Origin of the sequence: Blautia sp. An249, assembly GCF_002159835.1 — a bacterium.
In the GTDB taxonomy this organism is placed as follows: domain Bacteria; phylum Bacillota; class Clostridia; order Lachnospirales; family Lachnospiraceae; genus Blautia_A; species Blautia_A avistercoris.
Genome location: NZ_NFJL01000002.1, coordinates 264,104 through 290,206, shown reverse-complemented (window position 1 = coordinate 290,206; position 26,103 = coordinate 264,104). Strand labels below are relative to the sequence as shown.

Genomic DNA, 26,103 nt, shown 5'->3' with positions numbered 1-26,103 from the left:
TATTCTTAAACTCTGTGGAGAAGAAAAATCTGTGACCAGAAATCTGAGCAAACAGGTTCGCCTTCTTCTCCCTGTCCTGCAGACGGATCGCTGGTAATCATTCCTGCACGCATCAGTTCTTTACCGGAATAGAGACCGTCCCTTCCTTCAATAGCATAATTGCCCTCTGCATCCAACCCCTGAAGTTTTACTCTCCGATAGGGCGCATTCACATCGTTTAAAATTTTATAATATCCTATGACTGCATCTTTCTTATCTTCGGAAACCACCATCCACGCTGCAATATTTCCCTCAAAGGGACTAAGCAGACGATAGAAGGTCCCCTGGTGAATCAGTTTTCTGTACTTCTTTACAAATGCCACCTGACGCCTCATTTCTTCCTGCTCTTCTTCTGAAAGCTGATTCATATCCAGTTCATAGCCAAATGCCCCGAAATACGCCACGTTGGCTCTTGTCTCAAAGGGTGTATTCCGAAATACCTGATGATTGGGAACTGCAGAAATATGAGCTCCCATACTGCTTAGAGGATACGCCATGCTGGTTCCATACTGAATTTTCAGTCGTTCCACTGCGTCTGTGTCATCGCTGGTCCAGGCCTGAGGAGCATAATACATCATTCCCGGATCAAATCTTCCTCCTCCGCTTGCGCAGGATTCAAAGAGAATTTCAGGGAACCTCTTCCTCAGTCTTTCATATAAATCATAAACACCCAGGATATAGCGGTGGAAAATTTCTCCCTGCTGATCTGCCGGCCAGCCTCTGCTGAAGCATTCCGTGATACTTCTGTTCATATCCCATTTAATGTAGGAAACCTTTGCATCTTTCAGGACTTCTTCCATCTGCTGATAGATACTGTCCACCACTTCCTTTCTGGAGAAATCCAGAACGTGCTGGTTTCTTCCGTGAGAGGCTCTGCGTCCCGGCGCTTCCAACCGATAATCAGGATGGCTGCGGTAGAACTGACTGTTTTCATTGACCATCTCCGGCTCAAACCAAAGACCGAATTTCATCTGACATTCTTCTTCGATCCTGCGGGATAAACCGGAAATTCCCTCTTTCAGTTTTTCTTTATTGGCAAACCAGTCTCCCAGTCCCTGTTTGTCATCATTTCTGGTTCCGAACCATCCGTCGTCCAGAACAAACAGCTCTACGCCTGCTTTTTGGGCCGTCTTTGCAATTTCTAACAGAGACTCTTCTGTGAAATCAAAATAGGTTGCTTCCCAGTTATTGATTAAAACGGGACGTTCTCTGTCCCTCCAGTATCCCCGGGCCAGTCTGGTACGGAACAGTTTATGAAAAGTCTGGCTCATACCGTTTAACCCATTTTCCGAGTAAACCAGTACTGCCTCCGGCGTCTGGAATTCCTCTCCTGCCGGCAGATCCCAGGTAAATCCTGTGGGATGGATTCCCATAAGCATTCTGGTTACATCGTAAGTATCCACCTCGCCCTGAATGATAAAATTACCGCTGTAAATCAGGCTCATTGCGATTACCTCGCCCTGGCGCTCATCGGCAGAAGATCTTTTTAATGCCACAAAGGGATTGTGATGATGACTGGAATTTCCCCGGATACTGCCGATGGCCTGAATTCCCTGCTGAAGTTTTCTGGTTTTTATATGCCGTTCCCGGGCCCAGGCTCCGGACAACTGCATCCATTCGTAATCCCTGTCCGGTAAATCCAGACACAGACTCATTGCTTTCGTAAGCCTGAGGTGGGAATCTCTGTAATTTCTGATTTTCACACTTCTTGTTATGGCCGGATAGTCCCTCATAATCGTGTAATATAAGACAATCTGCGCTCCCATAACCGAATCTTCTAAGAGAATTTCCAGGGTCTGGGCCTCTTTGGTATCTTCTGTGTAAATGGCAGGAAGGCCCTGAAGTTCAGGTTTTCCGTCATAAATGGTATGAGATTTATATACAAAATCGGAAATGCGGCTGCCGTTTTCCTGCAGAATCTCAAAGGCAGGTTCCCGGTAATCCGTGGTTCCGTAAGAAGGATATTCCTGTTTCAAATGTTCCAGAGAATATGTGGAATCTCCCTCAAATAAACAGGGAGACATGGGACGGTGGACAGTTTCCACAAAGTAACCGAAATCTTCTTTGTCCGGTATTCTGCTTCCGAAATAAAGCTGTCCCATCTGTCCGTTTTTCAGCACCTTTATAATATAACTGACAGAATCGTTGCAAAGATGAAATTCCTTTGTCTTTTGATGATAATAGATACCCATTACAGTCTCCTCTCTTTCTCTTGCTTTCTATGGTTATCAGTATACCATCGAAACCTTTTCCCTGTTAGGAAAGGATGATTTTTGTTCTTGTCAAAATGTTGAATCTTTTTTTGTTTTATTTTATACTGAAAGAAAAAAGGAGGTTCTAAATGGAACAGGCTCAGGTTCTTACCTTTAAAGATACAAAGGCCGCAGGTCTGACTCTGAAATCCTGCGGCTGTTCAGCAACTTCCCCTTTCCACTGTTTTGGCCCGGCAGTCCGGCCCTATTATCTGATTCATTTTATCCGAAACGGAAAGGGAATTTTCCAGATTGACGGAAAAAACTATTACCTGCAGAAGGGACAGGGGTTTTTCATTCCTCCTGACGTTCTCACCTTCTATCAGGCAGATGAAAAAGATCCCTGGGAGTACTTATGGGTGGGCTTCGACGGTTCTGAGGTGCCGGATATTTTAAAGCAAGTCGGCCTCTCCAGTGAACAGCCTGTTTTTTCCTGCAGTCATTTTGAGGAATTGTACGGGCTTGTCAGTGAAATGCTTGCCGCTTCCCAGTCCGGTTATTCTTCTGATCTGAAACGCACCGGTCTGCTCTATCAGTTTCTGGCGGCATTGGCCCGGGATCCCATGGACACCATGGCCAAAAAAGAGGGGGAATACAGTTATATTAAAAAGGCCACGGAATATATTCAGAATAATTACTGGAATGACCTTCGTATTTACGATATTGCCGCATATGTAAACATTGACCGCAGTTACCTGTATCTTCTGTTTCGCCGGTACTTAAACTGCAGTCCTTCCGAATACTTGACCAGATTCCGGCTGACCAGAGCTTCTGAGCTGCTTCTAACCACCACTCTCTCTGTGGAAAGCATCGCTCTCTCCTGCGGCTATTCCGATCCGGCTACTTTTTCCAAGGCTTTTAAACGGCTGATGGGGATGTCTCCCAGCGCCCGCCGAAAAAAGAATCAGCAAACCTGATTCTTATGTGTCTTCTTTTATATTCGTGGTTATTCGGATTTCGCCGCCCACTTTCTCTGCCTCAAAGAGAAAAGGCGTATCTTCCGGCAGTTTTTCCCAGCGGTAGTAGGCCTGAAGAAAACCGTCGTGTATCAGTTTTTCTGCCTCTAACCTGGCCTGAACCGCTTCCTCAAAGCCGGAAAAGATTCCGATATGAAATCTCTGTTTTTTAAATCCGATGGAGACCCGGTAACGCCCGTTTTTCAAAAGGGAAACACCCCGGAAACCGCTGGTATTATCTTTTCGGCGTTTCCGTTTCTCCAGTATTTCCACACATGTGTGATCTATCATGTGCAGCCTGTCTGAAATCTGCTTCTGCATTTCCTGTTTCAGACAGCCGCAGCTTCGATAATGGCCATGGACCAGACTTCCTTCACTTATATCCAGTTCTTTTCCACATTCACAGCGACAGTGCCAGATTACAGATCCTTTCGAATCTCTTCCTGTTGTAGGATACAAAGCTGTCAGCCGGCCGTAGGTTCTTCCTGTCAGATCTTCCCTGATGGTTCCGTTTCTGGCATCTTTTTTGGGGATACATCCGCAGTCAGTAACCGTACCCCTTTTCAGCCTTTTGCTGCTGACCAGGATCTCTCCCCCACAGTCGCAGCGGCAAAGCCACATGCAGTAGCGATCCTGTCTTTCTTCCCTTTTTTCTATTACAGTCAGCATTCCAAAGCGGCGGCCCGTTAAATCTTCTGGTCTTCTCATTTTACTTTAGCGCTTCTTTTTAGCCAGTAGCGCTGCTGACGTCAGACCAAATCCTGACAGGCAAAGCAGCGTAATCCATAAGGAAAGATTGGTTGTATCGCCGGTTTTCGGACTGCTTCCCTTTTGAGAAGAAGATTTTGCCTGTGTGCCTGTTCCGGAAGAACTGCCGGAAGAAGGCGTGTATGTCTTTCCAGGTGTTCCGGATTCATCTTCTTTTTCATTATGGAAGATTACATTTACTGTCTTTCCTTCTTCTATGCTGCCTTCGTTTTTCGCTGCCGTAACTTTATAGCCTTCATTGTCACTTTCCTTTACAGTATATTTCATACCTGGCTTCAGATTTTCTGCCTGTTTGCTCTCGCCGTGTTTTAAGGTAAAGACGGACACGCCATCCTCAAACTCCATTTCACCGTATTTGCCGTTTACTGTTTTATCATCCAGGGTTACGGTAAAGGTAAATTCCTGTTTTTCAGCTTTGGCATCTCCTGTCACCAGTTTGGAAACGATCAGATTTCCTGTTCCTTTTTCCGGCGCTTCTTCTTTCGTATTGGTAAAGATTACAGAAGCAGTTTCTTTTTCCGGTATGCTTCCCTGAGAATTTTCGGCCTCTGTTTCATAGCCGTCTGCATTCGCTTCTGCCTCCTGTACCTCGTAACCGATTCCTGCCGGCAGATTTTCTGCCGTCTTGCTTTCGCCGTGTTTTAAGGTAAAGACAGACACTCCGTTTTCAAACTCCATCTCTCCATACGTTCCATTTATGGAACTGTCTTCCAGTGTCAACGTAAAGGTAAACTCTGTTTCCATATCTCCTGCATTTCCGGCCACTATTTTGGAAACCGTCAGATTGCCGGTTACCTCTTTGGTATTGGTAAAGGTTACAGCGGCAGTCTCTTTTTCCGGTATGCTTCCCTGGGAATTTTCGGCTTCTGTTTCATAGCCGTCTGCATTCGCTTCTGCCTCCTGTACCTCGTAACCGATTCCTGCCGGCAGATTTTCTGCCGTCTTGCTTTCGCCGTGTTTTAAGGTAAAGACAGACACTCCGTTTTCAAACTCCATCTCTCCATACGTTCCATTTATGGAACTGTCTTCCAGTGTCACCGTAAAGGTAAACTCTGCTTCTATATCTCCTGCATTTCCGGCCACTACCTTAGAAACCGTCAGATTGCCTTTGGGTTCTTCATACTGGTTGGTAATCGTAACAGAAATGGTATTGTCATTCACCACTGCTTCCTGATAAACCGGCTGGAAATGATCCGGAACAGGATTTTCCACAACCGCATATTGCAGACCACCCTCCAGACTATCCGGATTTGGAAGCTGTGTAAATTCTGCCATCCAGTTATTTTCCTGATTCAATTTGACTGCATCCAGTTCATATTCACCGATTTTCAGAAAGACGGTCAGCTCTGTTTTCTGATCCTCCGGAGTATTCTCGCTCCATTCTTTCTTCACACAGAGGGTATGATCCTGGTCTTCTTCTCCCATATCAGCCGCTCCATTCGCGCCTATACCGCCGCCTCTCTGGGCATGATTTCCGGTAATCACAAGTTTGGCCTGGCTTTGTGCCAGTTTCTTTGTATTTTCTGATGCCACAGCTTTCAGGGCGAAATTTCCGCTGCCGGAAATCCCGGTCATTCTCTCCCCTGGATTATCTGCATCATAACGGGGAACATCGGGATTTACCGAACCGAGAATATTTCCGGCTCCTCCTACAACAGCTCCGTCCCGGTACCATTGCACTTCACCGCCCCCCAAGGAAACGATCGGCAATTGTTACTGTTCCTTTATCACCGCTTAAAGAAGCAAAATCATCCCCGGCTCCTTCCGCACGGTTGTCATAAAGAGCCACACCGTTTGTTACTGTAAATGTGGCGTCTCCAGTCGGACAAAACCACATGCCGCCTCCCATAACACTGGCCGTATTCTCTGTAACAACGGCGTTGTAAAGTTTAACCATCTGAGGCGGTTCACTGACATAAATACCTCCGCCATGGCTCTGTGCCGTATTGTTTTCGATTCGTCCGCCTTTTAGAATCACATCGTCTGAATTAATGTAGATTCCTCCTCCGGAATGAGAAGCAAAATTCTCGCAAATGGTTCCTCCTTCCATGGTGAACTTGCTTTCATAAGCCGGGGCTCCCTGCCCCACGCTGCCTCCGCTTCCTGCTGCACAGACGCCTCCGCCATAACCGGAAAAGGCTTCATTTCTCTCGATTTTTCCGCCTTTCATAAGGAAATTACTATTTCCGATCAGATAGACTCCACCGCCGTTTCTGGATTTGTTGCCCTGAATAAGAGCATCTCCGGACATTGTCATGACAGCATCCTTGTCGCCTTTATTCCATGTATAAAGCAATACTCCCCCGCCGGAATAATAAGAACCGTTGTTTTTATTATTCCGGATAATACCGCCTTCCATCTGGAAGTTTCCGCCTTTTTCCACGCAGACACTCCCGGTGAGCATATTCCCATTTAAAGTAAAGTTTTCAATTACTCCGCCGGACATTTCCAGGCTGCCTCCGTTTCCTACCAGAACAGCCCCGCTGTATATCTCTTCAATCACTCCGTCGCAGAGAACTGCGTCTTTCAGAATCAAATTCCCTCCTGATTCAACAGCCGCAATGTTTCCGCTGCCGGTTTTCGGTGAATTTCCTCCTTTATAGACAAGACGGCTTTCCTCGCTTGTGGAATCCATCGTCAGCTGTCCGTTCACCTGGAACATCTGACCGGCTGAACTTGTAATCACATGGGATTCTCCATCGTCAATTAAAGTAACCATTTTCCCTTCCGGTACCGTTATGGTTACTCCTGTCAGAATGTTTCCTGTTATTACAATCTCTGTTTCTGTCTCATCCGGGGCATTGTTGATCTGCGTCTGCAGCCAGTCTGCATCCAGCGCATCCGGATCATCGTAGATGATTTCCGTGTTCTTTAATCCATCTACAGATTTGAGTACTTCATCCAGACGGCCAGTTGTTCCTTTTATGATTAAACGAGTGATTTCTCCCCAGGCGTTTCCGTCAGAAAACGCATCTTTTGCAATCTCTTCTACCTGAATTCCAAGTTCGATTTCCACTTCCGAAGAACCGATCACATCGTTTATGTCGTAAAAAGCCTTAGAAGGGATACTGGTAATTCCATCTCCGATAACCACTTTTTTAAAAGAATTACTCGCAAAAGCCTTTTCTCCGACTTCAATAACCGAGTCTGGTATCACCAGCTCTTCTCCACGTACAGATACTGCATTTTCAAATGCCTGGGCTCCTATCGTAAGCAAACCTTCCGGCAATACAATACCTGTCGCGCCGGAATACTGACTGTAGGCCTTATCGGCAATCGCTGTTACCTGATAAGTTTTTTCTTCGAAAGAGATCGATGCCGGAATTTCAATTACATTTCCTTTTGAATTACCGCGTATTACCATGGCCGTATGTTCTGTCTGGTTTAGTTCGTAGTCTATCCCATCTACTGTAACTTCCTGCTGTCCGGCTTCCGCAAGTTCTGACAGTTCAGACATATTTTGCGCTGCTTCTGCTCCATCTGTAAAACCGCTTAAAGATAAGATCATGAGTCCCGCAAGCAGCAACGCAGCTATTCTTTTGAATTGACGCTTCATTTTCATATGGATCTCCTTTATGCACTTAGCAATACTAAAATACTCCCATAGAGCCCTTTAATGCCGCTCTATGTTTTCCTTTAAATTTCAAAACCTCCTTTCAACAAAAAACAACCGGCGCTCTGGCCGGATGCAAAAAACTCACACCGGCTGTCTGTGCCCGAAAAATCAGACTTTATCGTTCCGGTGTGCTATTATGTCTCTATGGATAATTTTTTGTGTTTTTTGTTGAAAAAGGGGGGTTAAAAAGGCATAAAAAAAGATCCTGAAATTATGTAAAAAAAACGACCGATATTTCCTACCTTTTCCAGTTAGGATTTCTTCTGCTCATTTTCCATGGGCCCACCGCAGGAAGGTATCCTGGGCAATCCCCAGCTGTCTTGCAGCATCCCGGGAACTGATTTTCCTTTCTGTCCATTCTTCTTTCAGCTGGTAAAACAGATCCGGAATCTCCTTTCGCGGACGTCCAAACCGTACGCCCCGCTTTCTGGCCGCTGCTATTCCCTCTGCCTGTCTCTGCCGGATATTTTCCCTTTCCGTCTGGGCTACATAAGAGAGAATCTGTAAAACCAAATCGGCCACAAAGGTACCTGTCAGATCCCTTCCTGTCTGCCTGGTGTCCAAAAGAGGCATATCCAGAACCACAATATCCGCGCGTATTTCTTTCGTGATTTTTCTCCACTGATTTAAAATTTCTTCGTAATTGCGTCCCAGCCGATCGATAGACTTAAGCACCAGAAGATCTCCCGGCTTCAGCCTTTTTAAAAGTCTCTGATAACGGGGACGGTTAAAATCTTTTCCGCTCAGCTTATCCATATAAATATTTTTTTCGGATACCGGAAATTCTCTTAAAGCAATCAACTGTCTCTCCTCACACTGCTCTTTTGTTGAAACACGGACATATCCGTAAACCTTTCCATCCATAAAATCATTCCTCCTGTAGTCTTAGTGTGTACTTACCAGACTATTTTAATCAGAAGACTTTCCTGTAAAATAAAAAAGGAACGTACCCTGTTACAGATACGTCCTTAACTGTCATTCTTATTCTTTTTTTCTGTCTGCTGCGCGAAGCGTCAGAGAATCAAATTGCTCTACTGAATCTTTTACACCATAAGCCGGTAAATATTTTCTACATCCTTCTGATTCAGTTTCACAAATCCGCCTAAACTTCCGTCATTTACATCCCCATAACATGCGGTATGGGCCAGCTTTTCAATGTCTTCCGGATTTGCGCCCAGTTCGGCAAAATTACACGGCATACCCAGAGAGGTCAGGAAACGGCGAAGCGCTTCGATTCCTTCCAGTGCCGTGCGCTCCGGATTACTGAAATCCATCTGGCATCCCCAGACTCTGGTCGCAACCTGTGCAAAACGGTTTACATCATGCTGAAGGTTATAAGTAAATACAGCCGGCATAACCACTGCCAGTCCGGCTCCGTGGGCACAGTCATACAAAGCAGACAATTCATGTTCTATGTCATGGCTGGTCCAGTCCTGTGTGCGTCCCACTCCGCAGGAGTTGTTATGGGCCATCATTCCCGCCCACATAATGTTGGCTCTTGCCTGATAATTATTGGGATCCTCGATTACCCTGGGGCCTTCATGAATCATCGTCATCATTAACGCCTCAATCATACGGTCGGTAACTTCTACCTCGCTGGTATTTGTCAGATAACGCTCATACAGATGTGCAAGGATGTCTGTAATCCCACAGGCTGTCTGATAGGCCGGAAGCGTCTGTGTAAGAGCCGGATTCATTATAGTAAATTTAGGACGCAGAGCCTCTCCGGTAGTTGCACGTTTAAACATTCCCTCTTCTTTGGTAATGACGGAGTCAGCAGAACCCTCGCTTCCTGCTGCTGAAATTGTGACAACGGTACCTATGGGAAGGGCTTTTTCTACAATGCCTCCCTCATAGTAGTCCCAGAAATCTCCGTCATACAGAACCCCTGCGGCAATGGCTTTGGAAGAATCAATGACACTGCCTCCGCCTACGGCCACAATAAAATCCACCTGTTCTTTCCGGCAGAGCTCAATTCCTTCATAGACCAGTCCGCTTCTGGGATTGGGACGGACGCCGCCTAATTCCACAAAGTCAATCCCTTCGTTTTTCAATGAATCTTTTACCCGTTCCAGAAGACCGGAGCGGACTACAGAGCCTCCGCCATAATGAATTAATACCTTACTTCCTCCGAAACGGCTTACATATTTACCGGTTTCATTTTCTGTATCCTTTCCAAACGCAAAATAGGTTGGTGCATAAAACGTAAAATTCTCCATAAAAAATCCTCCTGTCTATTCATAGACAATAGTATATCGTATTAAAAAAAATAAACAAGACGGCACTTTTTTTACCCCAGGGCACCTGTAAGTAACCTACTCGGTACACTGACTGTTTGTAAAGATATAGTTGTCTTTGGCGTTTTCGCTTCCCCAGTCACACATAGCTTCCAATATGGGAGATAAGGTCTTTCCGTGTTCTGTTATAGAATAAACCACCTGTATGGGTCTGGTGGAATAAACTTCCCGTAAAATAATTCCCGCTTCTTCCAGTTCTCTCAACTGATTTGTAAGTGTTTTTTTATTGGCTGTTTTCAAAAATCTCTGGATCTCATTATATCGCTTCGGCCCGTTTTCCATCAGATAATGGAGAATCAACAGTTTCCATTTCCCGCCCACGACACGCAGAGTAACTTCCATCTCACAGGATACCTGTATTTTTTCTTTCATAACTTCCTGCCTCTCTTTTCTTTCCGTCATCCTCTTTTGCCTTTCTTAATTCCGCTACATTCTAACACAGGTATCCTTCCATTACAATTCTTTCTGTGACAGGAAACTTTGGAACTTAACTTTTAGAATATATGTGGTTCTGGCGGATCGTTCCCGCCGCACCTATACAGACGACGGCAACATGGTCATTGCAAATCTTCTGAACGCCGCCCACGCCATAGGTGTAGACTCCTGCTACATTTACCGTGCGAGAGAAGTATTCAGTACCCCGGAAGGCAGAGAGCTTCTGGAGAAATGGGGACTCCATGGGGATTATGAAGGAATCGGAAACGTAATCCTGGGATATGGTCTGCCGGAAGGCATTAAAGAAGCCGCTCCCCGAAAGGAAGGCTATATCCTCCGTGTATAGCGTCAGTGTAAATGACAAACAGACAGTCTCCCTGATATCTGTCAGGGACTGTCTGTTTTCTACTACCCTCTCATACCATTTTTCCTGTACTGGCCGGGAGACATGCCGCAGTTTTCCCGAAAGAGCTTTCCGAAGTAACTCATACTTTTAAATCCGCAGGAAAAACAGATGTCGGAAATGGTTCTGTCCGTATAGGTAAGGAAATAGGCGGCCTGGGAAAGGCGGTACTGACAGAGATATTCTGACGGAGTTTTTCCGATTGACCGGAAACAGCGGAAGCACTCGCTTCTGCTGATATTGGCACTTTCCGTGAGAGACTGGATAGAAATCTTCTCTCCGTAATGATCATGGATATAGGAAAGCATCCGGCGGAGTCTCTGTTCCTGCTGCCGTTCTGTTTTGGATGCGGGCGGAAGCCCCTGAATCTTAGAGATACAGATTAAAAGCTGACGCCATAGCCTGCAAATCAGTTCCATACAATGAAGTTCATACCCCACGTTTTCCCGGGACAGGCTATGTATCTGCCGGATACTGTTTAAAAGAGGCCGGCTTTCCTTTTCCTCCTCTTTCAGGAATAACCCTGCCACGGCAGACTGGATGACAGGGAGTATATTCCTTTTATGAATTTCTCCCATGGGAAGAAAGGCAAAGAAATCCACCGGCAAAACAAGAGTAAACATGACTGTTCCCGGTTTTGTCTGGATCACTTTATGCAGATACTGAGAGTTTACAAATATAGCCTCCCCTTCCTTCAGAACCTCACATTCCTGTTCCGTCCCGCCATGATGGATAAAATATCTGGCCTCTCCCTGAAGAACCATGCTGAACTCCAAATCGTCATGCCAGTGATAGCCCATCTCTCCGTTTAAGTAATCGTCCAGATGATCTTCATAAAAGGAGAGAGGGAATCCTTTGTTCTGATATTCTATTTTTTCCATCAGGTTCTGATTGGTGACCAGTTCTTTATCCCCCATGTCCTTCTCTCCTTTGGCATTATTTTTATATTATCCGCCACTTTAATGTCTATATTTTCCTTTAAAATGATTTTATTATTATATAACCAGACAATCCAGAAGTCAACCCGGATGGGGAGAGAAAAACGGGAGTTTGACAGTTTCCAGATAAAAGCTGTATCCAGGGTATCGCTGCCCATGAAGGACTACGAAGACGCCATCATGGTGCAGACTGCATCGTAACCAGAAATCTAAAAAATTATAAGTTATCCTCCCTTCCTGTCTTTTCTCCAGAGCAGTTCTTATCTGAACTGGCTCAAAGAGAAAACAATGAAGAATAAATAAAGTTCCTGAATAGAACCCCCCCTGACAGTTTCACCTTTTAAGAATGAAACTGCCAGGGGTCTTTTTTCTGAAACCAGTCCCGGGCTATTCCTGTATTATCTCCAGCTCCAGTTTTTCCTTTTGTTTAAAAGTAATTTCTCTTTCATCCATTTCCAGATAGATTCTGGTGGTAAATACCAGTTCTCCCTGATTTATAAAAATCTCCACAATGGAACTGTCAAGGAGGATAAGCATTTCTTCTGTCTTTCCTTCCACCCGGCCTGCTCTTTTTCCTCTTCCGCCGCCGCATAAAGCCGGTACGCCCTCCTGATTCAGGAAAGATATTTCTGTCCGGTTCCCTTCTGTGGAAATTGTCAGGGCATTCTCTCCCTTTCCAATCCGGATCTGCCTCTTTTCTCCCTGGATTCCGGTGATTCTGGCTTTCAGACTCTTCCCGGCCCAACAGAATTTTTCCTGCTTAAGATCCACCCTTTCCCAGGGCAGCTCTTCCAGCTCTCTTACCGGCATTCGGCACAGCTTACCATTTAAGAAAAACAGCTCTCCGGGAATGGTCAGGCAGTGCTGCCAGCCGTTTCTGACAGAAAGGTTTTTATGAACCTCTGTTGTATCCGGCACTCCGGCCCAGCCTATCAGAATCCTTCTTCCTTCCTGGGTTTCAAAGGTCTGGGGAGCATAGAAATCAAAGCCCATATCCCATTCCCGGAAGGTCTGTATAAAATCCTTTTCCCGAAGGAAAGCATAGCCGGACTGATAGATATTCTGAAACTTTTCCTCCTGGGTTTCCAGTCCCTGGGGACAAAAGGACAGGATTCTCCTGCCGCCCAGACAGAAAATATCCGGACACTCCCACATATAGCCAAAGGCTTTCTTTGGCACAATTTCCCGTTCCAGTCTCCAGTTCTTCTTATCTTCTGACACATAAATAAGAATTCCGCCCTTATCTCTGCGGTTCCCCTGATTATCCCAGGCTCTTGCCCTGGCTCCCAGCACCATATAGTAATGGTCATTTTCCTTCCACACTTTGGGATCCCGGATATGCTGGGTCATATCCTCCGGATAATCCTCCATTCTCAGCAGAATGGTCTTTGCAGACATCTGCTGACCGTCTTTTGACTCTGTAAGGATCTGGGTACTGCTCCTTCCGGCGTCTATATAGTCATAGTCTCCCGGTTTTTTCACATTTCCCGTATAAAAGAGATACATCTTATCCTGCTCAATCAGCGCAGAACCGGAATACACACCGCCGGCATCTTCCGGAATATCCGTAGTCAGCACAGGATCCCGGTACTCCCAGTGGAGCATATCTTTACTTACACAGTGTCCCCAGTATCCGCCTCCTCCCTGTACATTCAGAGGGGAATACTGAAAGTAGGCATGGAACTCTCCCTGAAACTGGCACAGACCGTTGGGATCGTTGATCCAGCCTACCGGCGGCATAATATGATATTGTGTCCGGAAAGGACAGTCTGACACTGTCCTTCCCATTCTTTCTTCTGCTTCTCTTGCTTTCTGAAAACCATTTTCCATAGCTGTCCCTCTTACTCCGTGAACACTGCAATCTTATCTCCCACTGCCACGGTCCTTTCTGTTTCTCTGTCCGCATGCACGCCTTCCAAAGGTTCTGTGAAAATCAGGCAGGCTGCTGTATCATAGCCTTCCCCGGCGATTTTATCCTTATCGAAATCCAGAATGCTGTCTCCGGCCTTCAGGGTCTGTCCTTCTTTCACATGAACCTGAAAATACTTTCCGCCAAGCTGTACCGTATCAATTCCCACATGAAGCAGCAGACCGTTTCCGCCCTTTGTACGAAGACCTACCGCATGTTTGGTATCCATCACCATCTCTACTGTACAGTCTGCCGGGGCGTAAATCTTCCCTTCTGTGGGAAGGATTGCCACACCATCTCCCAGAACCTTCTGGGAAAAAGTAGGATCCTTTACCTTTTCGATTCCTACGAATTCTCCGGAAGTAAAAGCCAGAATTTCTTCCGGAAGTTCCTGCTTCGCTGCGCCGGATGTCTGAGAAACAGCCGCTGTTTCCGTAGTTTCAGAAGAAACTGCCACTGCTTTTTTGTTTCTCTTGTCAAAGACAATTCCAAGGAGGAAGGCGAAGATAAATCCTGCCGCCACTGCTGCCACATGAGCGATAATATAGCTGACATAACCGTTATTTGTGGGGTCTGCCAGGGCAATTCCGGGAACGACTGTCGTTCCGAATCCCAAAGCCGCCAAATCTGTAAAGTATACGATAGCGCCGCCGACAGCACCGCCCAGACATCCGCCGATAATGGGATAACGGTATCTTAAGTTTACACCGAAAAGGGCCGGTTCTGTAATTCCGAACAGTACGGAAATAAAACTGGGAATACAAAGTTCTTTCGCTTTGGCGTCTTTCAGATTTCTCACCAGATATCCTAATACTGCGCCGCCCTGGGCAATAATTGCCACAGACATCAGAGGATTCAGGAAGTTTCTTCCCGTATCCACCAGAAGCTGGGATTCAATGGCTCCGAATACGTGATGAAGACCTGTAATGACAATCAACTGCTGAACACCGGAAAATGCCGCATAACCAAAGACTCCCAGATGCTGGGTCATCCATACCAGAACTGCTGTAATTCCATTTGCCAGTCCTCTTCCTACCGGTCCGATAATCATAAATAACAGGAAGGAACTTACTAAAGTAGTCAGAAGAGGAGAAACTAACAGACGTATAACTTCCGGAACTTTTTTCTCAAAGAAAATATCCAGCTTTGCTGTTACAATACCTATCAGCAATGCTACAATGATGCCGCCCTGGAAGCCAATCAAATCCACCGGCAGTCCGAAAATATGCAGGGTAGTTACATCTACGGTTCCCTGAGCTGCAGCGCCGGCATCTGCCAGGCTGTTTGTCAGCATAATACAGCCGATTACGATTCCCATAATGGGCCGCCCGCCGAAACGCTTCACGGTACTGTAAGCCACACAAAGGGGCAGGAATCCGAAAATCGCTCCGGAAGATATGTTAATGAGTCTGGACAGGCCGTACAGCGTGTCATTGTTCTGTACAAATTCAATATTGCCTAAAACACTGGAAAGTCCCGTCAGCAAAGCGGCTGCCAGGATACCCGGCATAATTTCAATAAACACATCGGAAAGAGCCTTTACTGCTCTCTGGAGCGGATTCATACGTTTATTTGCCTTTGTTTTCAAATCTCCCAGGCTCATACTGTCCATATGTATGGAATCGGCCAGTACCTGGCATACATCATTTACCAGACCTGCGCCAAAGATAATCTGAAGCTGATCTCCGGCCACAAATACGCCTTTCACCAAATCCACATCTTCAATGGCCCTGGTATCTGCCTTGTCATTGTCCTCCAGCACCAGCCGGAGTCTGGTAGCACAGTGGGCCACGCCCAGAATGTTGTCTCTTCCCCCTGCAAGCCGAACCAGTTCCTCCGCTATGCGCTCATAGCGTTTTCTTTTTTCAGCATCCATTTTATAATACCTCCACTTTTCTTAAAATCCAAGACATGTCTTATCTTTTCCCGGGGCTGAACAAATGCGTTATGCTTTGTTCTTGTAATTATTATTATACTGGAATATAATGAGTATTACATAGACAAATGTTGTTTAATCATACAGTTATGTTGGAGGAATCATGCAAGACTATATTTTTTCAAATGACTTTTCCCGGAACCTGGACGCCATGATTTATACCTGCGGTTACGAAACCTGTATTCCCGGCCACAGCTATGGCCCTGTAGTCCGCAGCGGCTATCTGATTCATTATATTCTAAAGGGAAAAGGCATTTATAAAACAGACGGACATATTTATCCATTAAGGGAAGGGGATGCTTTTCTCATTCGCCCCAACACCTTAATCTATTATGAAGCTGATAAATATGACCCCTGGACCTATACGTGGATTGGGTTCCAGGGGATCAAGATGGAGTCCTATTTAAAGAGAACCTCTCTTCTGGATACTCCTTACTTTCATTATGGCAAAGACGACCGGGTACGGCTCTGTCATGAAAAAATGTTTGAAGCTTATAACCTCCCGGAAAACCGGGATTTGATGATGAACAGTATCCTTTACGAATATCTCTATCTGTTGGCCAGTAAGTTTCCGAGAAAATATATTCCTGCCAGAGAGAAAAAAATCTCCTATGTGGAAGAGGCTCTCCGGTATATTGAAAATAATTACGCGCACTCAGTAAATATTCAGGTGATCGCTAACTTTCTTAATATTGAGCGGACCTACCTTTACCGTCTGTTCAAAGACATTACGGGAACCTCTCCCCAGGAATATCTCCTGGACTACCGTATCCGCAGAGCCTGTTCTCTGCTAAAGGACACAAAACTTCCAGTCAGCGACATCGCCCGGTCTGTAGGTTACGATGACTCTCTGTACTTTTCCCGGCTCTTTAAGCAGAAAAAAGGAAGAACCCCTACCCAGTACAGGAAAGAAAAATCCCTCTGAGCTTCCTATGCACACCATGTCAGCGTGGCTTTGATATTTCCTTTTCCCAGTACGTTTTTCAGTTCGTCTTCCGACAGGTTCTCCACCTTGCCCAGCCTGGTAAAATTCCAGGTATTGGGGGCATAATAAATGACCAGTAAATTTCCCTCGGACAGGATCAGATCGCCGGGCCTCGTGGTGACCCAGCGATCATTTCTGGGGAGGTTTCTTCCGATACTGGCAAATTTCTCCATATGGGCATAATCCTTCATCTCCAGCGTCAGTGTCCCCTCTTCCAGCAGCTTCTTAAATTCCTGTGTCGAAGAGTTTTCATATAATGTGATGTGAATATTTTGCCCGTTTACTTCCATATTCAGCATTTTCTGTTCCTCCTTCTATCTGTGTATCATTCTTTTCATACTTTCGGTTCTTTCTTCCATCCATCTACAGGCTTGTTAAAATCGGATTCTCCAGATAATTATAAAGCCGGTCTATTTCACTTGGTTTTGCGCAGTCCAACATGGACGGACAGTTTTTATCCAGCCCGGAGATCCGTTCCATATCCTCTTCATCCAGTGTAAAATCCCATATTGCCAGATTTTCTTCCATCCTCTCCCGATGCACCGACTTGGGGATAATGACCACGCCCTGCTGAATATTCCACCGCAGAATGACCTGTGCCGCCGTCTTATTATGTTTTGCGGCGATTTCCCGCAGAACAGGCTCCGTAAACATTCCTTTTAATCCCTCTGCAAAAGGAGCCCACCCTTCTGGCTGTACGCCCAGTTTTCCCATCACAGCCAGGTCTTCTGCCCGCTGAAAGTGGGGGTGTCGTTCAATCTGGTTGACCATCGGCCTGACATTTACGTTGTAGCAGAGATCCATCAGCCGGGCCCCATCAAAGTTACACACCCCGACGGCGCGGATCTTTTTCTCTTCGTAAAGCTCTTCCATAGCCCTCCAGGCTCCGTAATAATCCCCCAGCGGCATATGGATAAGATATAGGTCAAGACAGTCCAGTCCCAGCTTATCCAGGGAACGGAAAAATGCCTCTTTCAGTTTTTCATATCCCATCTCCTGAATATACGCTTTCGTGGCGATAAAAAGTTCTTCTCTTCGCACAAGACCTTCCGAAACCGCCCTTTGGACAGCCCTTCCCACTGCCTCTTCATTTTTATAGGAACTTGCTGTATCAATCAGGCGGTACCCCGTCTGGATTGCCTGGTATACAACCTCTTCACACTCACTTTCCGGCACCTGAAAAACCCCGAACCCTTCCTGCGGCATCTCCACATTATTACTCAGTTTTACATATTTCACCATTTTTCTTCTCTCCTTTCTGCTTCCCTTTTGCTTTCTTTATTCCTCATAAGAAGAAACCGTAATCGTCCCGCTCAGGTTTTCGATAAATTCTTCCCCTGAAACCACTGTTCCCAGTTCATACAGACTGCTGTTGGGTGCACATGGCGCATAAAACATGACCACGTCTCCCCAGGGTTCATAGTAAGAGAGGGAACCTGGTTCCCCTCCGGAAAGGGGCGTATCTTCCGTACTCAGTTTTTCAGGGTAAAAGGTCATCTCATTATTGCTGAATGGCTCCACTTCCGTTGTCAGAGGAAGCTGGTTATACAACTCCTCTGCTGCCGGGCTGTCGTTCAATTCGTAAATAATTTCATATTCATCTGATTTTACAGAAATCTTCATGGTTCCTTCCTCCTCTTGTTCTTTCTGTCTACAGTATATATAACAAAACATTTAATTACAAACAGCTATTAAGTATATCTTATTATAGTTGACATGTATGATATAAAAATTTATAATATCCCCATTAGACACAGGCACATTTTCCCTATTTTTAACCGGGAGGGATATTATGATCGAAACAAGACTGCTGCAATATTTTCTTGCGGCTGCACGGGAATTAAATATTACAAGGGCGGCGGAATCTTTGTATATCGCCCAGCCTACGCTCTCCAGACAGTTAATGGAACTGGAACAACAGCTCGGGAAAAAGCTGTTTATCCGTGGAAAACGAAATTTAACTCTGACGGAGGAAGGCGAATTTCTCCGCGGACGCGCGCAGGAAATCCTCGAACTTATGGACAGCACGGAAGCAGCTCTTCACACAGAAGAAACCATTCTCAGCGGCCACATTACCATTGGATGCGGAGAAACCATTGCAATGGATAAGATCGCCCGTATTCTTGCCGATTTTCATCAAAAGTACCCGGATGTAAAATTCCACACCCACAGCGGCGATGCAGACGTAATTTTAGAACGCCTGGACAAAGGACTTGTGGATATGGGTCTTCTACTGGGGCCAATCCGGCAGGAAAAATATGATTACCTGAACCTTCATCAAAAAGATGTCTACGGGCTGCTGATGCCTGCCGACTGTAAACTTGCCTGTCAGGAATCTATCAATATCGACCAGTTAAAATCCCTGCCTATGATTCTGGCAGAACAGACTTTTTCAGGGCATCAGCAACTGGAATGGTTTGGACTGAACTATTCTGTCCTGAACGTGGTCGCTACCTACAGCCTGATCTATAATGCCACTTTTCTGGTAGAACACGGGATCGGATACGCTCTCTGTCTGGACCGACTTGTAAATACAATGGGACGGAACCTGACGTTCCGTCCCATTCATCCTGAACTTTCTGTGGATCTTCATATTGTAACCAAAAAATACCAGACATTTTCACCGGCAGTGAAAGTCTTCCTGCAGATGATACAGGAGAATATTTAATTCTTGTAAATTTCTCTTTGTATTTCAGCTTATACTGCTTTTAAAAATATCAATCCCGGAGAGTGTTTTTCTCAGACGAATTGCGTCCCAGGGCAAATGCTCTGTAATACTTAATCCTACAATTTCAACTGCCGCAGATACTTCTTTCAAAATCCGCCCTATGTCTTTGAGCGTCATACGACCAACTGCAGCAGGAAATAGATTTGCATCTGTATAAGGCTCTGCAGGGTAAATGGATCGAAAATCGGCAGGCGACAATACATCCAGATCCCAGTGGATAGCTACGTGCCCGAAACGGTTATTTTCAATCCATTGGAGAAGCTGTTGGCTGCTCTCCTGCAATTCGCCGGGGGATAAAATTTTTATATTTAGTTCCATGCAGGCCTTATCCATATCCCGTAAACGTTCTTCAATTAATCCTGCATAAATAACTTTATCAGGGGTAAACGGGTATTCCACTTTTGTTATTCTTGATGCAGGATTCTGTCCAAGTAAGTTTGCCAGAACCATTTCGTGAAGATGGGAAGACTGCGTTGTGTCAGAAATATCCGGATGCGCGTCAAGCCATATTATCCCCAGGCTATTGTTATAACGGCTGTTCAGGTAGTCAAAGGGAACCTGGGTTACGGAACAGTCTCCTCCGAAAACAATCACTTTATCCGGTTGTTCTGCCTCTAATACCTTACGTGTTTCTGTCATTTGCTGCAGCAGAAAATCCCCACCGTCAATACCATCTACTTGATTCAGCTTCTTTTGATAATCGGTGTTCACATCAATATGAATGGTAGTGTCGTCTGCGCTTTGGGGGGCAATCTGCGATAATAACTGAGAGCCGAACACATAATCGGGGTTAATCCCGCCATGCCACTCTGGAATTACTAACCTTAATGTTTTACTCATTCTTCATTTCTCCTATCATCAATATCCTATATTATGACAAATTCAAGTTTCTCCCTTATTCATTCTACCCCTGTGGGCAAATACGCAGATTCATGATATACTGAAAACAATTCCCAGAAAGGCAGGTAAACTTATGCTGATTCCCCGATATTTCTTTTCTGATGATTATACAGAATTTTATGACTATTTTCTTTCCCAACCACATCGACGCCGTGTCTTTGAAAAAGGGGACATGATATGGAATCTGGGAGAAACCATCCGTTATGTGTATTACATTAAATCCGGAATCGTTAAGACTTTTGTGGAACATGAGGATGGCTACCATAAAATTCTGCATTTTCACAGTAATGGAACTGTATTTCCAGGATGTCAGAACTCTGTTTTCAAGATTGAGGCTTCTATAGGAACGGAGGCTTTAACTCAGGTGGAAGCTCTGGAATTTACCAGAGAAGATTTCTACCGGATGTATCAGGAAAATATGTCCTTAAATGCCCGTGTTCTGGAGACATATTCCATGTACATCAACTTATTTATTTATGAATCCGCCCACCAGGATTACAATAATGCATTCATTAAAGTATGTAATCTTCTGTACCTGTTTTCTCTTCATTCTCCGGCCGGAACGCCCAACCGGATTGAACTGACGCAGCAGGAGATCGCTGATATTCTGACTATCAGCCTTGTGAACGTCACCAACAATCTGGCCAAACTCAGAAACAACGGGATCATTGTTTCACACCGTAAATGGATTGAAATCACAGATTATCCCCGGCTGATCGCCTGCTGTTCCAACGAAACCATCAATGCCTGATTCATTGTAAAGTAAGAATAGCAAGTTAAAATATTTCCTTCTACATAAAAATATAGATAACGGATTATTTTTGCGCACAGAACAGTTTTGGAACACTCACGTGCTGCACTCGCATAAATTTTAAGTATATACAACAAAAAAAAGGGCCTTCCGAAAATCACGAGAGTTCGGAAGGCCCTTTTCATCCTACTATTCTTTTTCTGTTTTACGGCATGGTCTCCAGCAGTCTTTTCATATAATCGGATTGAGGATTGGAGAAGATTTCCTCCCTCTCCCCTTTTTCCACGATTTCCCCGTCCTTCATCACCAACACACGGTCGCACATCTGATAAATGACGTTCAGGTCATGGGAAATAAACAGTATGGAGATTCCCGTTTCCTCCTGAAGGCTTACCATCAGTTCCATAATCTGTCTCTGAATGGTCACATCCAGAGCAGAGACTGGTTCATCCGCGATTAGAAAGCGGGAACCCTGCAAAAGCGCTGCGACAATACTTACTCGCTGTCTCTGTCCACCGCTTAATTCACCCGGACGGCGGGTAAGTATCTCCTCTCCCAGCCCTGTCTTTTTCGCCATCTCGCTTACTCGTTTCATTCGCTCATGAACGGGAATCTTCCGGATCCGCAGCGGTTCTTCCAGGATCCATCCGATCTTCTTTTTCGGATTCAGGGATGAATAAGGATCCTGAAAGATCATCTGAGGCATTTTCGTATGATGCACGATTTCCCCCTGGGAAGCCTTCACGAATCCCAGAATTACCTTGGACAAAGTGGACTTTCCGCACCCGCTCTCGCCCACCAGTCCCAGGATTTCATTTTCCCGGACTTCGAAACTGACTCCTTTTAATACTGTCTTTTCCGTTCTGCCTTCCCGATAGATGGCGCTTACATTCTTTACCTCTAATACATATTTCATCTCATCCGTGTCTCCTTCTCCTTAAGGACTCCCGGCGATTGGGGATTGCGGCCAGCAGCTTCCTTGTGTACTCCTTTTCCGGGTGTTCGAAGACCATTTCCACTTCTCCTGCTTCTTCCACCCTGCCCTCATTCATCACCAGCACACGTCTGCAGAGCCTGCGTATCACAGCAAGATCATGGGAAATAAATAGGATACCCGTGCCGTGCTTTCTGTTGATCTCTTTCAGCAGTTCCAGAATCTGAGCCTGTATGGTCACATCCAGAGCAGTAGTAGGTTCATCTGCAATGAGCAGATCCGGCTCCGTCACAAGGGCAGCCGCAATCATCACTCTCTGCCGCATCCCGCCCGAAAGCTGGTGGGGATACTTCTGATACAGTTCTTCCGCCCTCTGAAGTCCTGCTTCTTCCATGGCGAGAATTGCGCGTCTTTTTCTTTCCTCCGCCGATAACTTTGTATGCAGACTGAGGCCTTCCTCGATCTGGCTTCCCACCGTGAGAACAGGATTCAAAGACGTCATAGGTTCCTGAAAGATCATGGCGATCTCCCCGCCCCGTACCTGCTCAAGCTCCTGTTCCGAATAGAGCCCCAGATCCCGGTCTTTGAAAAGGATCTGACCGCCGGAAATCCCGGAATTACTCTTTAAAAGCCGCAGGATGGAAAGCGCAGTCTGTGTCTTTCCGGAACCAGATTCCCCCACGATACCCAGGATCTCCCCTTTTTCCATGGAAAAGGACACCCCTTTTACCACCCTCTCAGGCGGTGTGGTATCATAAAACTCAATATTTAAATCTTTCACTTCTAAAAGTTTCCTGCCATTCTGCATACTATCTGCCGCCTTTCTTTAAGATCCCGTCACTGAGCAGGGAAAATGCCAGAGCCAGCAGGATCACCGCAAGCCCAGGAAAGATTGCACACCACGGGGCGTTCAGAAGATATGTCTGAGACTCGGACAACATTCTTCCAAGAGACGCATCCGGCGGCTGCACGCCGATGCCCAGATAACTCATGCCTGCCTCCGCCAGAACCGCATTATTAAAGCCGATGGCAGCCATGGAAAGCACGGACGGCAACGCGTTTGGGAAAATGTGTATGAACATGATCCGCAGGTGGGATGCCCCCATGAGTCGGGCGCTTTTCACATAGTCCATCTCCCTCTGACTTAGGAACTCGCTCCTCGTGATCCTGGCAAAGTTGGGGATAAACACGATCGCCAGCGCAAAGATAACATTATATTTACCCGGTCCCAGAATAGCGATAAATACCAGAGCCAGCAAGATATGGGGAAAAGATGCAGCCGCATCGTTAAAGCGCATAAGCACTTCATCCACCCATCCTCCGAAATATCCGGTAAAAGCTCCAATCAGAATCCCCGCACCCCCGCCTAAGACTACGGTTGACGCTGCCACAAAAAATGTGGTTCCCATGCCTTTCATCACCCGGCTGAATACATCCCGTCCAAAGTGGTCGCACCCGAACAGATGAAAAAGGGACGGCGCCGCCATCTTCGCCCCTCCGTCCATGCCATCCGGATCATAGGGTGTAAAAAAATACCCGGCCAGCAGAAATATGAACATGAAAAAAGCAATGCCTGCTCCAATCATGAAATTGTAATTCTTCTGATGTTTTTTCATCGGTTTTGTCCTCTCACTGCTCTACCCGAATCCTCGGGTCGATCCTGCCGTATAAAATATCTACAAGGAAATTCACCGCGATCACAAAGAACGCGATCAGTACAATGATCCCCAGTGCCACCGGATAATCCCGGTTAGAAATTGATGTGATCAACAGGCTTCCCATCCCGGGGATAGTAAAGACCTGTTCAATGATAATGCTGTTCGCCACAATATCCGCTATAGTCATGCCCCAGAAAGTAAGCACCGGGAGCAGCGCGTTTTTCAGCACATGGCGGTACATGACCCGCCTGCGTCCGTTTCCTCTCGCGTAAGCGGTTCGCACATAATCTTTTTCCATCTGCGCCAGCACAGAACTTCTCAGAATTTTCACGCCCATGGCGCACCTTGGCAGGGCAATCGCCGCGCCAGGAGCGATCAGGTAAGATAAAAAACCTCCAAAGCTCTCTGTGATCGGCACATACGCCCCGGGGGTGAACCATTTCAGGATCAGCCCGAACAAAAGTGTAATGAGGATTCCCCAGAAAAATCCCGGAACTGACATGGCGATCTGATCTAACACCATAAGCGCCCTGTCCGGCCACTTTCCTTCCCTCTGCGCCGTAAAAATCCCAAGAGGAACAGACAGCAGAAGAATCAGAAAAAAGGATATTGCCGTCAACGCTGCTGTGATGGGAATCTTGTCCCGCAAAAGCTCCCACACCGGCATGGAATAGCTGAAGGACTCGCCCAGATCCCCGGTGACAAAGTCCCTAAGCCACCTTCCGTACTGCACCAGGATCGGTTCATTAAGCCCCATCTCTGTTTGCAGCGCTTCCACTTGCTCCTGGGTTGCTTCTGTCCCCAGCTTTGATCTGGCGGCGTCTCCCGGAATCACGTTAAAAGCGAGAAAGGACAAAAATGAGACAATTAGCAAGGTTATAATGAGAGTTCCTGTTTTTTTCATCATATACTTCATTTTCTTCCCTCCTCCTTACAGACCTTTTCTATTCCACTGTCTGATAAATCTTTGCCATATCAAGGACATACAAAGGATAGAATTCATATCCGCCGTAGTTCTTTCTCAGCACGACCTCAGAAGCCATGTCCTGAATATACACATTTGCCGCGTCATCAGCAAGCAGTGTCTCCATCTCTTTATAAAGACTGACCTGCTCCCCATCATTTGTGCTCTTTGTCACTTTTTCATATAATGCGTCATATTCCGGATTACTGTAGTTAATAAAGTTCTTCTCTGAATCCGAAGCGAACCGCTCCAGCAATGCTCTTGCGCTTAAGTAGGAGGCGTCAAGCCCTACTACAGTTGACTGGAACTGTCTGTCCGCATAGGTATCGCTCAGCCAACTGTCCCATTCCACAAGCTGAATTTCAACCCTGATGTCCACCTGCTTTAATTGTTCCGCCAGCACCTGTGCCGCGTCAACATGCTGCTGATAATTATTGGGCACCGTAATGGTCATCTCAAACCCGTCCGGGTAACCTGCTTCTTTCAGCAGTTCTTTTGCCTTCTCTATATCCTGGGGATATTTATCCGCCAGCTCGGGCATATAATATTTCTCAAATGCAGGGAACATACTGCTTCCGATGATCGTTCCTTTGCCGTCCGCGGTCATGTCCAAGATCTCCTGACGGTTCACCGCATAACAGAGCGCCTGCCTTACTCTCACATCATCAAAAGGCTCCTGTGCGTTATTTAAATACAACGCCTGGATCAGGTTCATCCCACCCTCGTAGATCCGCAGATCCTCATTATCCGCAATCTGCGCAGACTGGGTAGAATTGATCCTCGGATACATATCAATAGAGCCTGCCTTCAATCCTGTGACGATCGCATTACTGTCGCCTACCACCTTAAAGGTCACTTCGTCCAGATATGCCTGTCCTTCTGTATTCCAGTAGTCCTCAAATTTCCGGATTACGATATTTTCCTGAGGCGACCGGGACTCATAGCAAAACGGGCCTGTTCCCACTGGATTCTTGTCCAAATCCCTGCAGTGCTCAGGTACAACAGCAACGGTCAGATAGGCAAGAAATTCCGTGTCCGCTTCTTTTAAACTGATCTCCACTGTGGATGTATCCGGTGTTTCCACCTTTTCCACATTGGAAAACGCCGCTACTAATGGAGTACCATTCCCATTAATACCGGCGCATCGTTCAATCGAATATTTTACATCGTCTACGGTAACTTCCGTTCCATCGTGGAATTTCACATGCTCTCTGAGCTTAAATGTATAGACTTTCCCATCATCTGAAATGCTGTGGCTTTCCGCTACCGCGTCCGTATAATTTCCTTCTGAATCTGGCTTTACCAGACCTTCGTAAATATTAAATAGGACTTCTTTCGTTCCTGCCGCAACTGCTTTATGTGGGTCAAGACTATCCTCTAAATCCTGAGGAATTCCTACTATAATGGAACCTCCCATGGTTGGTTCCGCTTCTGTTTCCTGAGAACTGTCGTTTGTCTGAGATCCTTCTCCCTTTGCCTTGTCGCCCTGGCATCCGCCAAGTACAACAGTAAGGGATACTGCTAAAAGCAACATGCATAGTTTCTTTTTGATAAACATAAAACCTCTCCTTACATATCAGCTCTCTCATTATATAATTATAATTGTCAACGACATAATAACAAATGCGTAAAAA

The 26,103-nt window shown here is 45.9% G+C and carries 24 protein-coding genes; 5 read left to right on the top strand and 19 right to left on the bottom strand.

The genetic code is table 11. The features are described from left to right. Window positions 1-5: 5 nt before the first annotated feature. Entirely contained in the window at window positions 6-2,231 is a 2,226-nt protein-coding gene (locus tag B5F53_RS03270; protein ID WP_087219709.1) for an alpha-galactosidase, read from the bottom strand. A 149-nt stretch (window positions 2,232-2,380) separates the two neighbouring features. Here B5F53_RS03270 and B5F53_RS03265 point away from each other — a divergent pair, with 149 nt between their 5' ends. Continuing rightward, complete coding sequence (locus B5F53_RS03265) at window positions 2,381-3,208, top strand: AraC family transcriptional regulator (RefSeq protein ID WP_087219699.1); 828 nt, start codon at window positions 2,381-2,383, stop codon at window positions 3,206-3,208. Between the two features lie 3 nt (window positions 3,209-3,211). On the opposite strand, the gene B5F53_RS03260 is transcribed toward B5F53_RS03265, so the two are convergent. The 6 genes from B5F53_RS03260 to B5F53_RS03235 all read right to left on the bottom strand — a co-directional run bounded on the left by B5F53_RS03260 (window position 3,212) and on the right by B5F53_RS03235 (window position 10,300). Continuing rightward, window positions 3,212-3,955 (bottom strand): hypothetical protein, encoded by a 744-nt coding sequence (locus tag B5F53_RS03260; RefSeq protein ID WP_242970225.1) that lies wholly within the window; start codon window positions 3,953-3,955, stop codon window positions 3,212-3,214. A gap of 6 nt (window positions 3,956-3,961) precedes the next feature. Next, window positions 3,962-5,695 carry a DUF7601 domain-containing protein gene (locus B5F53_RS03255; RefSeq protein ID WP_087219696.1) on the bottom strand — a complete coding sequence of 578 codons (1,734 nt, stop codon included), beginning with the start codon at window positions 5,693-5,695 and terminating at the stop codon, window positions 3,962-3,964. 1 nt (window position 5,696) lies between these two features. After that, entirely contained in the window at window positions 5,697-7,577 is a 1,881-nt protein-coding gene (locus tag B5F53_RS03250; protein ID WP_087219660.1) for a leucine-rich repeat domain-containing protein, read from the bottom strand. Window positions 7,578-7,898: 321 nt separating this feature from the next. Then, window positions 7,899-8,495, bottom strand: a complete 597-nt coding sequence (locus B5F53_RS03245) for a recombinase family protein (RefSeq protein ID WP_087219657.1) — start codon at window positions 8,493-8,495, stop codon at window positions 7,899-7,901. 179 nt (window positions 8,496-8,674) lie between these two features. Next, window positions 8,675-9,850 (bottom strand): iron-containing alcohol dehydrogenase, encoded by a 1,176-nt coding sequence (locus B5F53_RS03240; protein ID WP_087219654.1) that lies wholly within the window; start codon window positions 9,848-9,850, stop codon window positions 8,675-8,677. A 96-nt stretch (window positions 9,851-9,946) separates the two neighbouring features. Further along, window positions 9,947-10,300, bottom strand: coding sequence for a winged helix-turn-helix transcriptional regulator (locus tag B5F53_RS03235; protein ID WP_087220056.1), 354 nt, complete (start codon window positions 10,298-10,300; stop codon window positions 9,947-9,949). Between the two features lie 133 nt (window positions 10,301-10,433). On the opposite strand from B5F53_RS03235, the gene B5F53_RS03230 reads away from it, so the two are divergent. Continuing rightward, complete coding sequence (locus tag B5F53_RS03230) at window positions 10,434-10,709, top strand: hypothetical protein (protein ID WP_087219651.1); 276 nt, start codon at window positions 10,434-10,436, stop codon at window positions 10,707-10,709. A gap of 62 nt (window positions 10,710-10,771) precedes the next feature. Here the strand turns inward: B5F53_RS03230 and B5F53_RS03225 are convergent, their stop codons facing one another. The 3 genes from B5F53_RS03225 to B5F53_RS03215 all read right to left on the bottom strand — a co-directional run bounded on the left by B5F53_RS03225 (window position 10,772) and on the right by B5F53_RS03215 (window position 15,489). Continuing rightward, window positions 10,772-11,683 (bottom strand): AraC family transcriptional regulator, encoded by a 912-nt coding sequence (locus tag B5F53_RS03225; RefSeq protein ID WP_087219648.1) that lies wholly within the window; start codon window positions 11,681-11,683, stop codon window positions 10,772-10,774. Window positions 11,684-12,091: 408 nt separating this feature from the next. Then, window positions 12,092-13,534 (bottom strand): glycoside hydrolase family 32 protein, encoded by a 1,443-nt coding sequence (locus tag B5F53_RS03220; RefSeq protein WP_087219645.1) that lies wholly within the window; start codon window positions 13,532-13,534, stop codon window positions 12,092-12,094. An 11-nt stretch (window positions 13,535-13,545) separates the two neighbouring features. Next, window positions 13,546-15,489: a PTS beta-glucoside transporter subunit IIBCA gene (locus tag B5F53_RS03215; protein ID WP_087219642.1), complete on the bottom strand. Its 1,944-nt coding sequence runs from the start codon at window positions 15,487-15,489 to the stop codon at window positions 13,546-13,548. A gap of 163 nt (window positions 15,490-15,652) precedes the next feature. Here B5F53_RS03215 and B5F53_RS03210 point away from each other — a divergent pair, with 163 nt between their 5' ends. Continuing rightward, window positions 15,653-16,474 carry an AraC family transcriptional regulator gene (locus tag B5F53_RS03210; protein ID WP_087219639.1) on the top strand — a complete coding sequence of 274 codons (822 nt, stop codon included), beginning with the start codon at window positions 15,653-15,655 and terminating at the stop codon, window positions 16,472-16,474. Between the two features lie 5 nt (window positions 16,475-16,479). Here the strand turns inward: B5F53_RS03210 and B5F53_RS03205 are convergent, their stop codons facing one another. The 3 genes from B5F53_RS03205 to B5F53_RS03195 all read right to left on the bottom strand — a co-directional run bounded on the left by B5F53_RS03205 (window position 16,480) and on the right by B5F53_RS03195 (window position 18,157). Then, on the bottom strand, window positions 16,480-16,833 hold the full coding sequence (locus tag B5F53_RS03205) for a cyclophilin-like fold protein (RefSeq protein ID WP_087219636.1): 354 nt from the start codon (window positions 16,831-16,833) through the stop codon (window positions 16,480-16,482). 64 nt (window positions 16,834-16,897) lie between these two features. Further along, entirely contained in the window at window positions 16,898-17,776 is an 879-nt protein-coding gene (locus B5F53_RS03200; protein ID WP_204246897.1) for an aldo/keto reductase, read from the bottom strand. A gap of 36 nt (window positions 17,777-17,812) precedes the next feature. After that, window positions 17,813-18,157 carry a cyclophilin-like fold protein gene (locus B5F53_RS03195; protein WP_087219633.1) on the bottom strand — a complete coding sequence of 115 codons (345 nt, stop codon included), beginning with the start codon at window positions 18,155-18,157 and terminating at the stop codon, window positions 17,813-17,815. A gap of 169 nt (window positions 18,158-18,326) precedes the next feature. Here B5F53_RS03195 and B5F53_RS03190 point away from each other — a divergent pair, with 169 nt between their 5' ends. Beyond that, window positions 18,327-19,202 (top strand): LysR family transcriptional regulator, encoded by an 876-nt coding sequence (locus tag B5F53_RS03190; RefSeq protein ID WP_087219630.1) that lies wholly within the window; start codon window positions 18,327-18,329, stop codon window positions 19,200-19,202. A 24-nt stretch (window positions 19,203-19,226) separates the two neighbouring features. Here B5F53_RS03190 and B5F53_RS03185 read toward each other — a convergent pair whose 3' ends face one another. Continuing rightward, window positions 19,227-20,102: an arginase family protein gene (locus B5F53_RS03185; protein ID WP_087219627.1), complete on the bottom strand. Its 876-nt coding sequence runs from the start codon at window positions 20,100-20,102 to the stop codon at window positions 19,227-19,229. 133 nt (window positions 20,103-20,235) lie between these two features. On the opposite strand from B5F53_RS03185, the gene B5F53_RS03180 reads away from it, so the two are divergent. After that, entirely contained in the window at window positions 20,236-20,913 is a 678-nt protein-coding gene (locus B5F53_RS03180) for a Crp/Fnr family transcriptional regulator (protein WP_087219622.1), read from the top strand. 205 nt (window positions 20,914-21,118) lie between these two features. Here B5F53_RS03180 and B5F53_RS03175 read toward each other — a convergent pair whose 3' ends face one another. The 5 genes from B5F53_RS03175 to B5F53_RS03155 are packed head-to-tail and all read right to left on the bottom strand — an operon-like array spanning window position 21,119 to window position 26,027. Continuing rightward, window positions 21,119-21,829 (bottom strand): ABC transporter ATP-binding protein, encoded by a 711-nt coding sequence (locus B5F53_RS03175; RefSeq protein ID WP_087219619.1) that lies wholly within the window; start codon window positions 21,827-21,829, stop codon window positions 21,119-21,121. Window position 21,830: 1 nt separating this feature from the next. Then, on the bottom strand, window positions 21,831-22,655 hold the full coding sequence (locus B5F53_RS03170) for an ABC transporter ATP-binding protein (RefSeq protein ID WP_087219616.1): 825 nt from the start codon (window positions 22,653-22,655) through the stop codon (window positions 21,831-21,833). A gap of 1 nt (window position 22,656) precedes the next feature. Further along, entirely contained in the window at window positions 22,657-23,463 is an 807-nt protein-coding gene (locus B5F53_RS03165; protein WP_087219612.1) for an ABC transporter permease, read from the bottom strand. 13 nt (window positions 23,464-23,476) lie between these two features. Next, window positions 23,477-24,421 carry an ABC transporter permease gene (locus tag B5F53_RS03160; protein ID WP_087219609.1) on the bottom strand — a complete coding sequence of 315 codons (945 nt, stop codon included), beginning with the start codon at window positions 24,419-24,421 and terminating at the stop codon, window positions 23,477-23,479. Window positions 24,422-24,449: 28 nt separating this feature from the next. After that, a complete protein-coding gene (locus tag B5F53_RS03155; protein WP_087219606.1) occupies window positions 24,450-26,027 on the bottom strand; it encodes an ABC transporter substrate-binding protein in 1,578 nt (525 codons plus the stop codon). Between the last annotated feature and the right edge of the window lie 76 nt (window positions 26,028-26,103).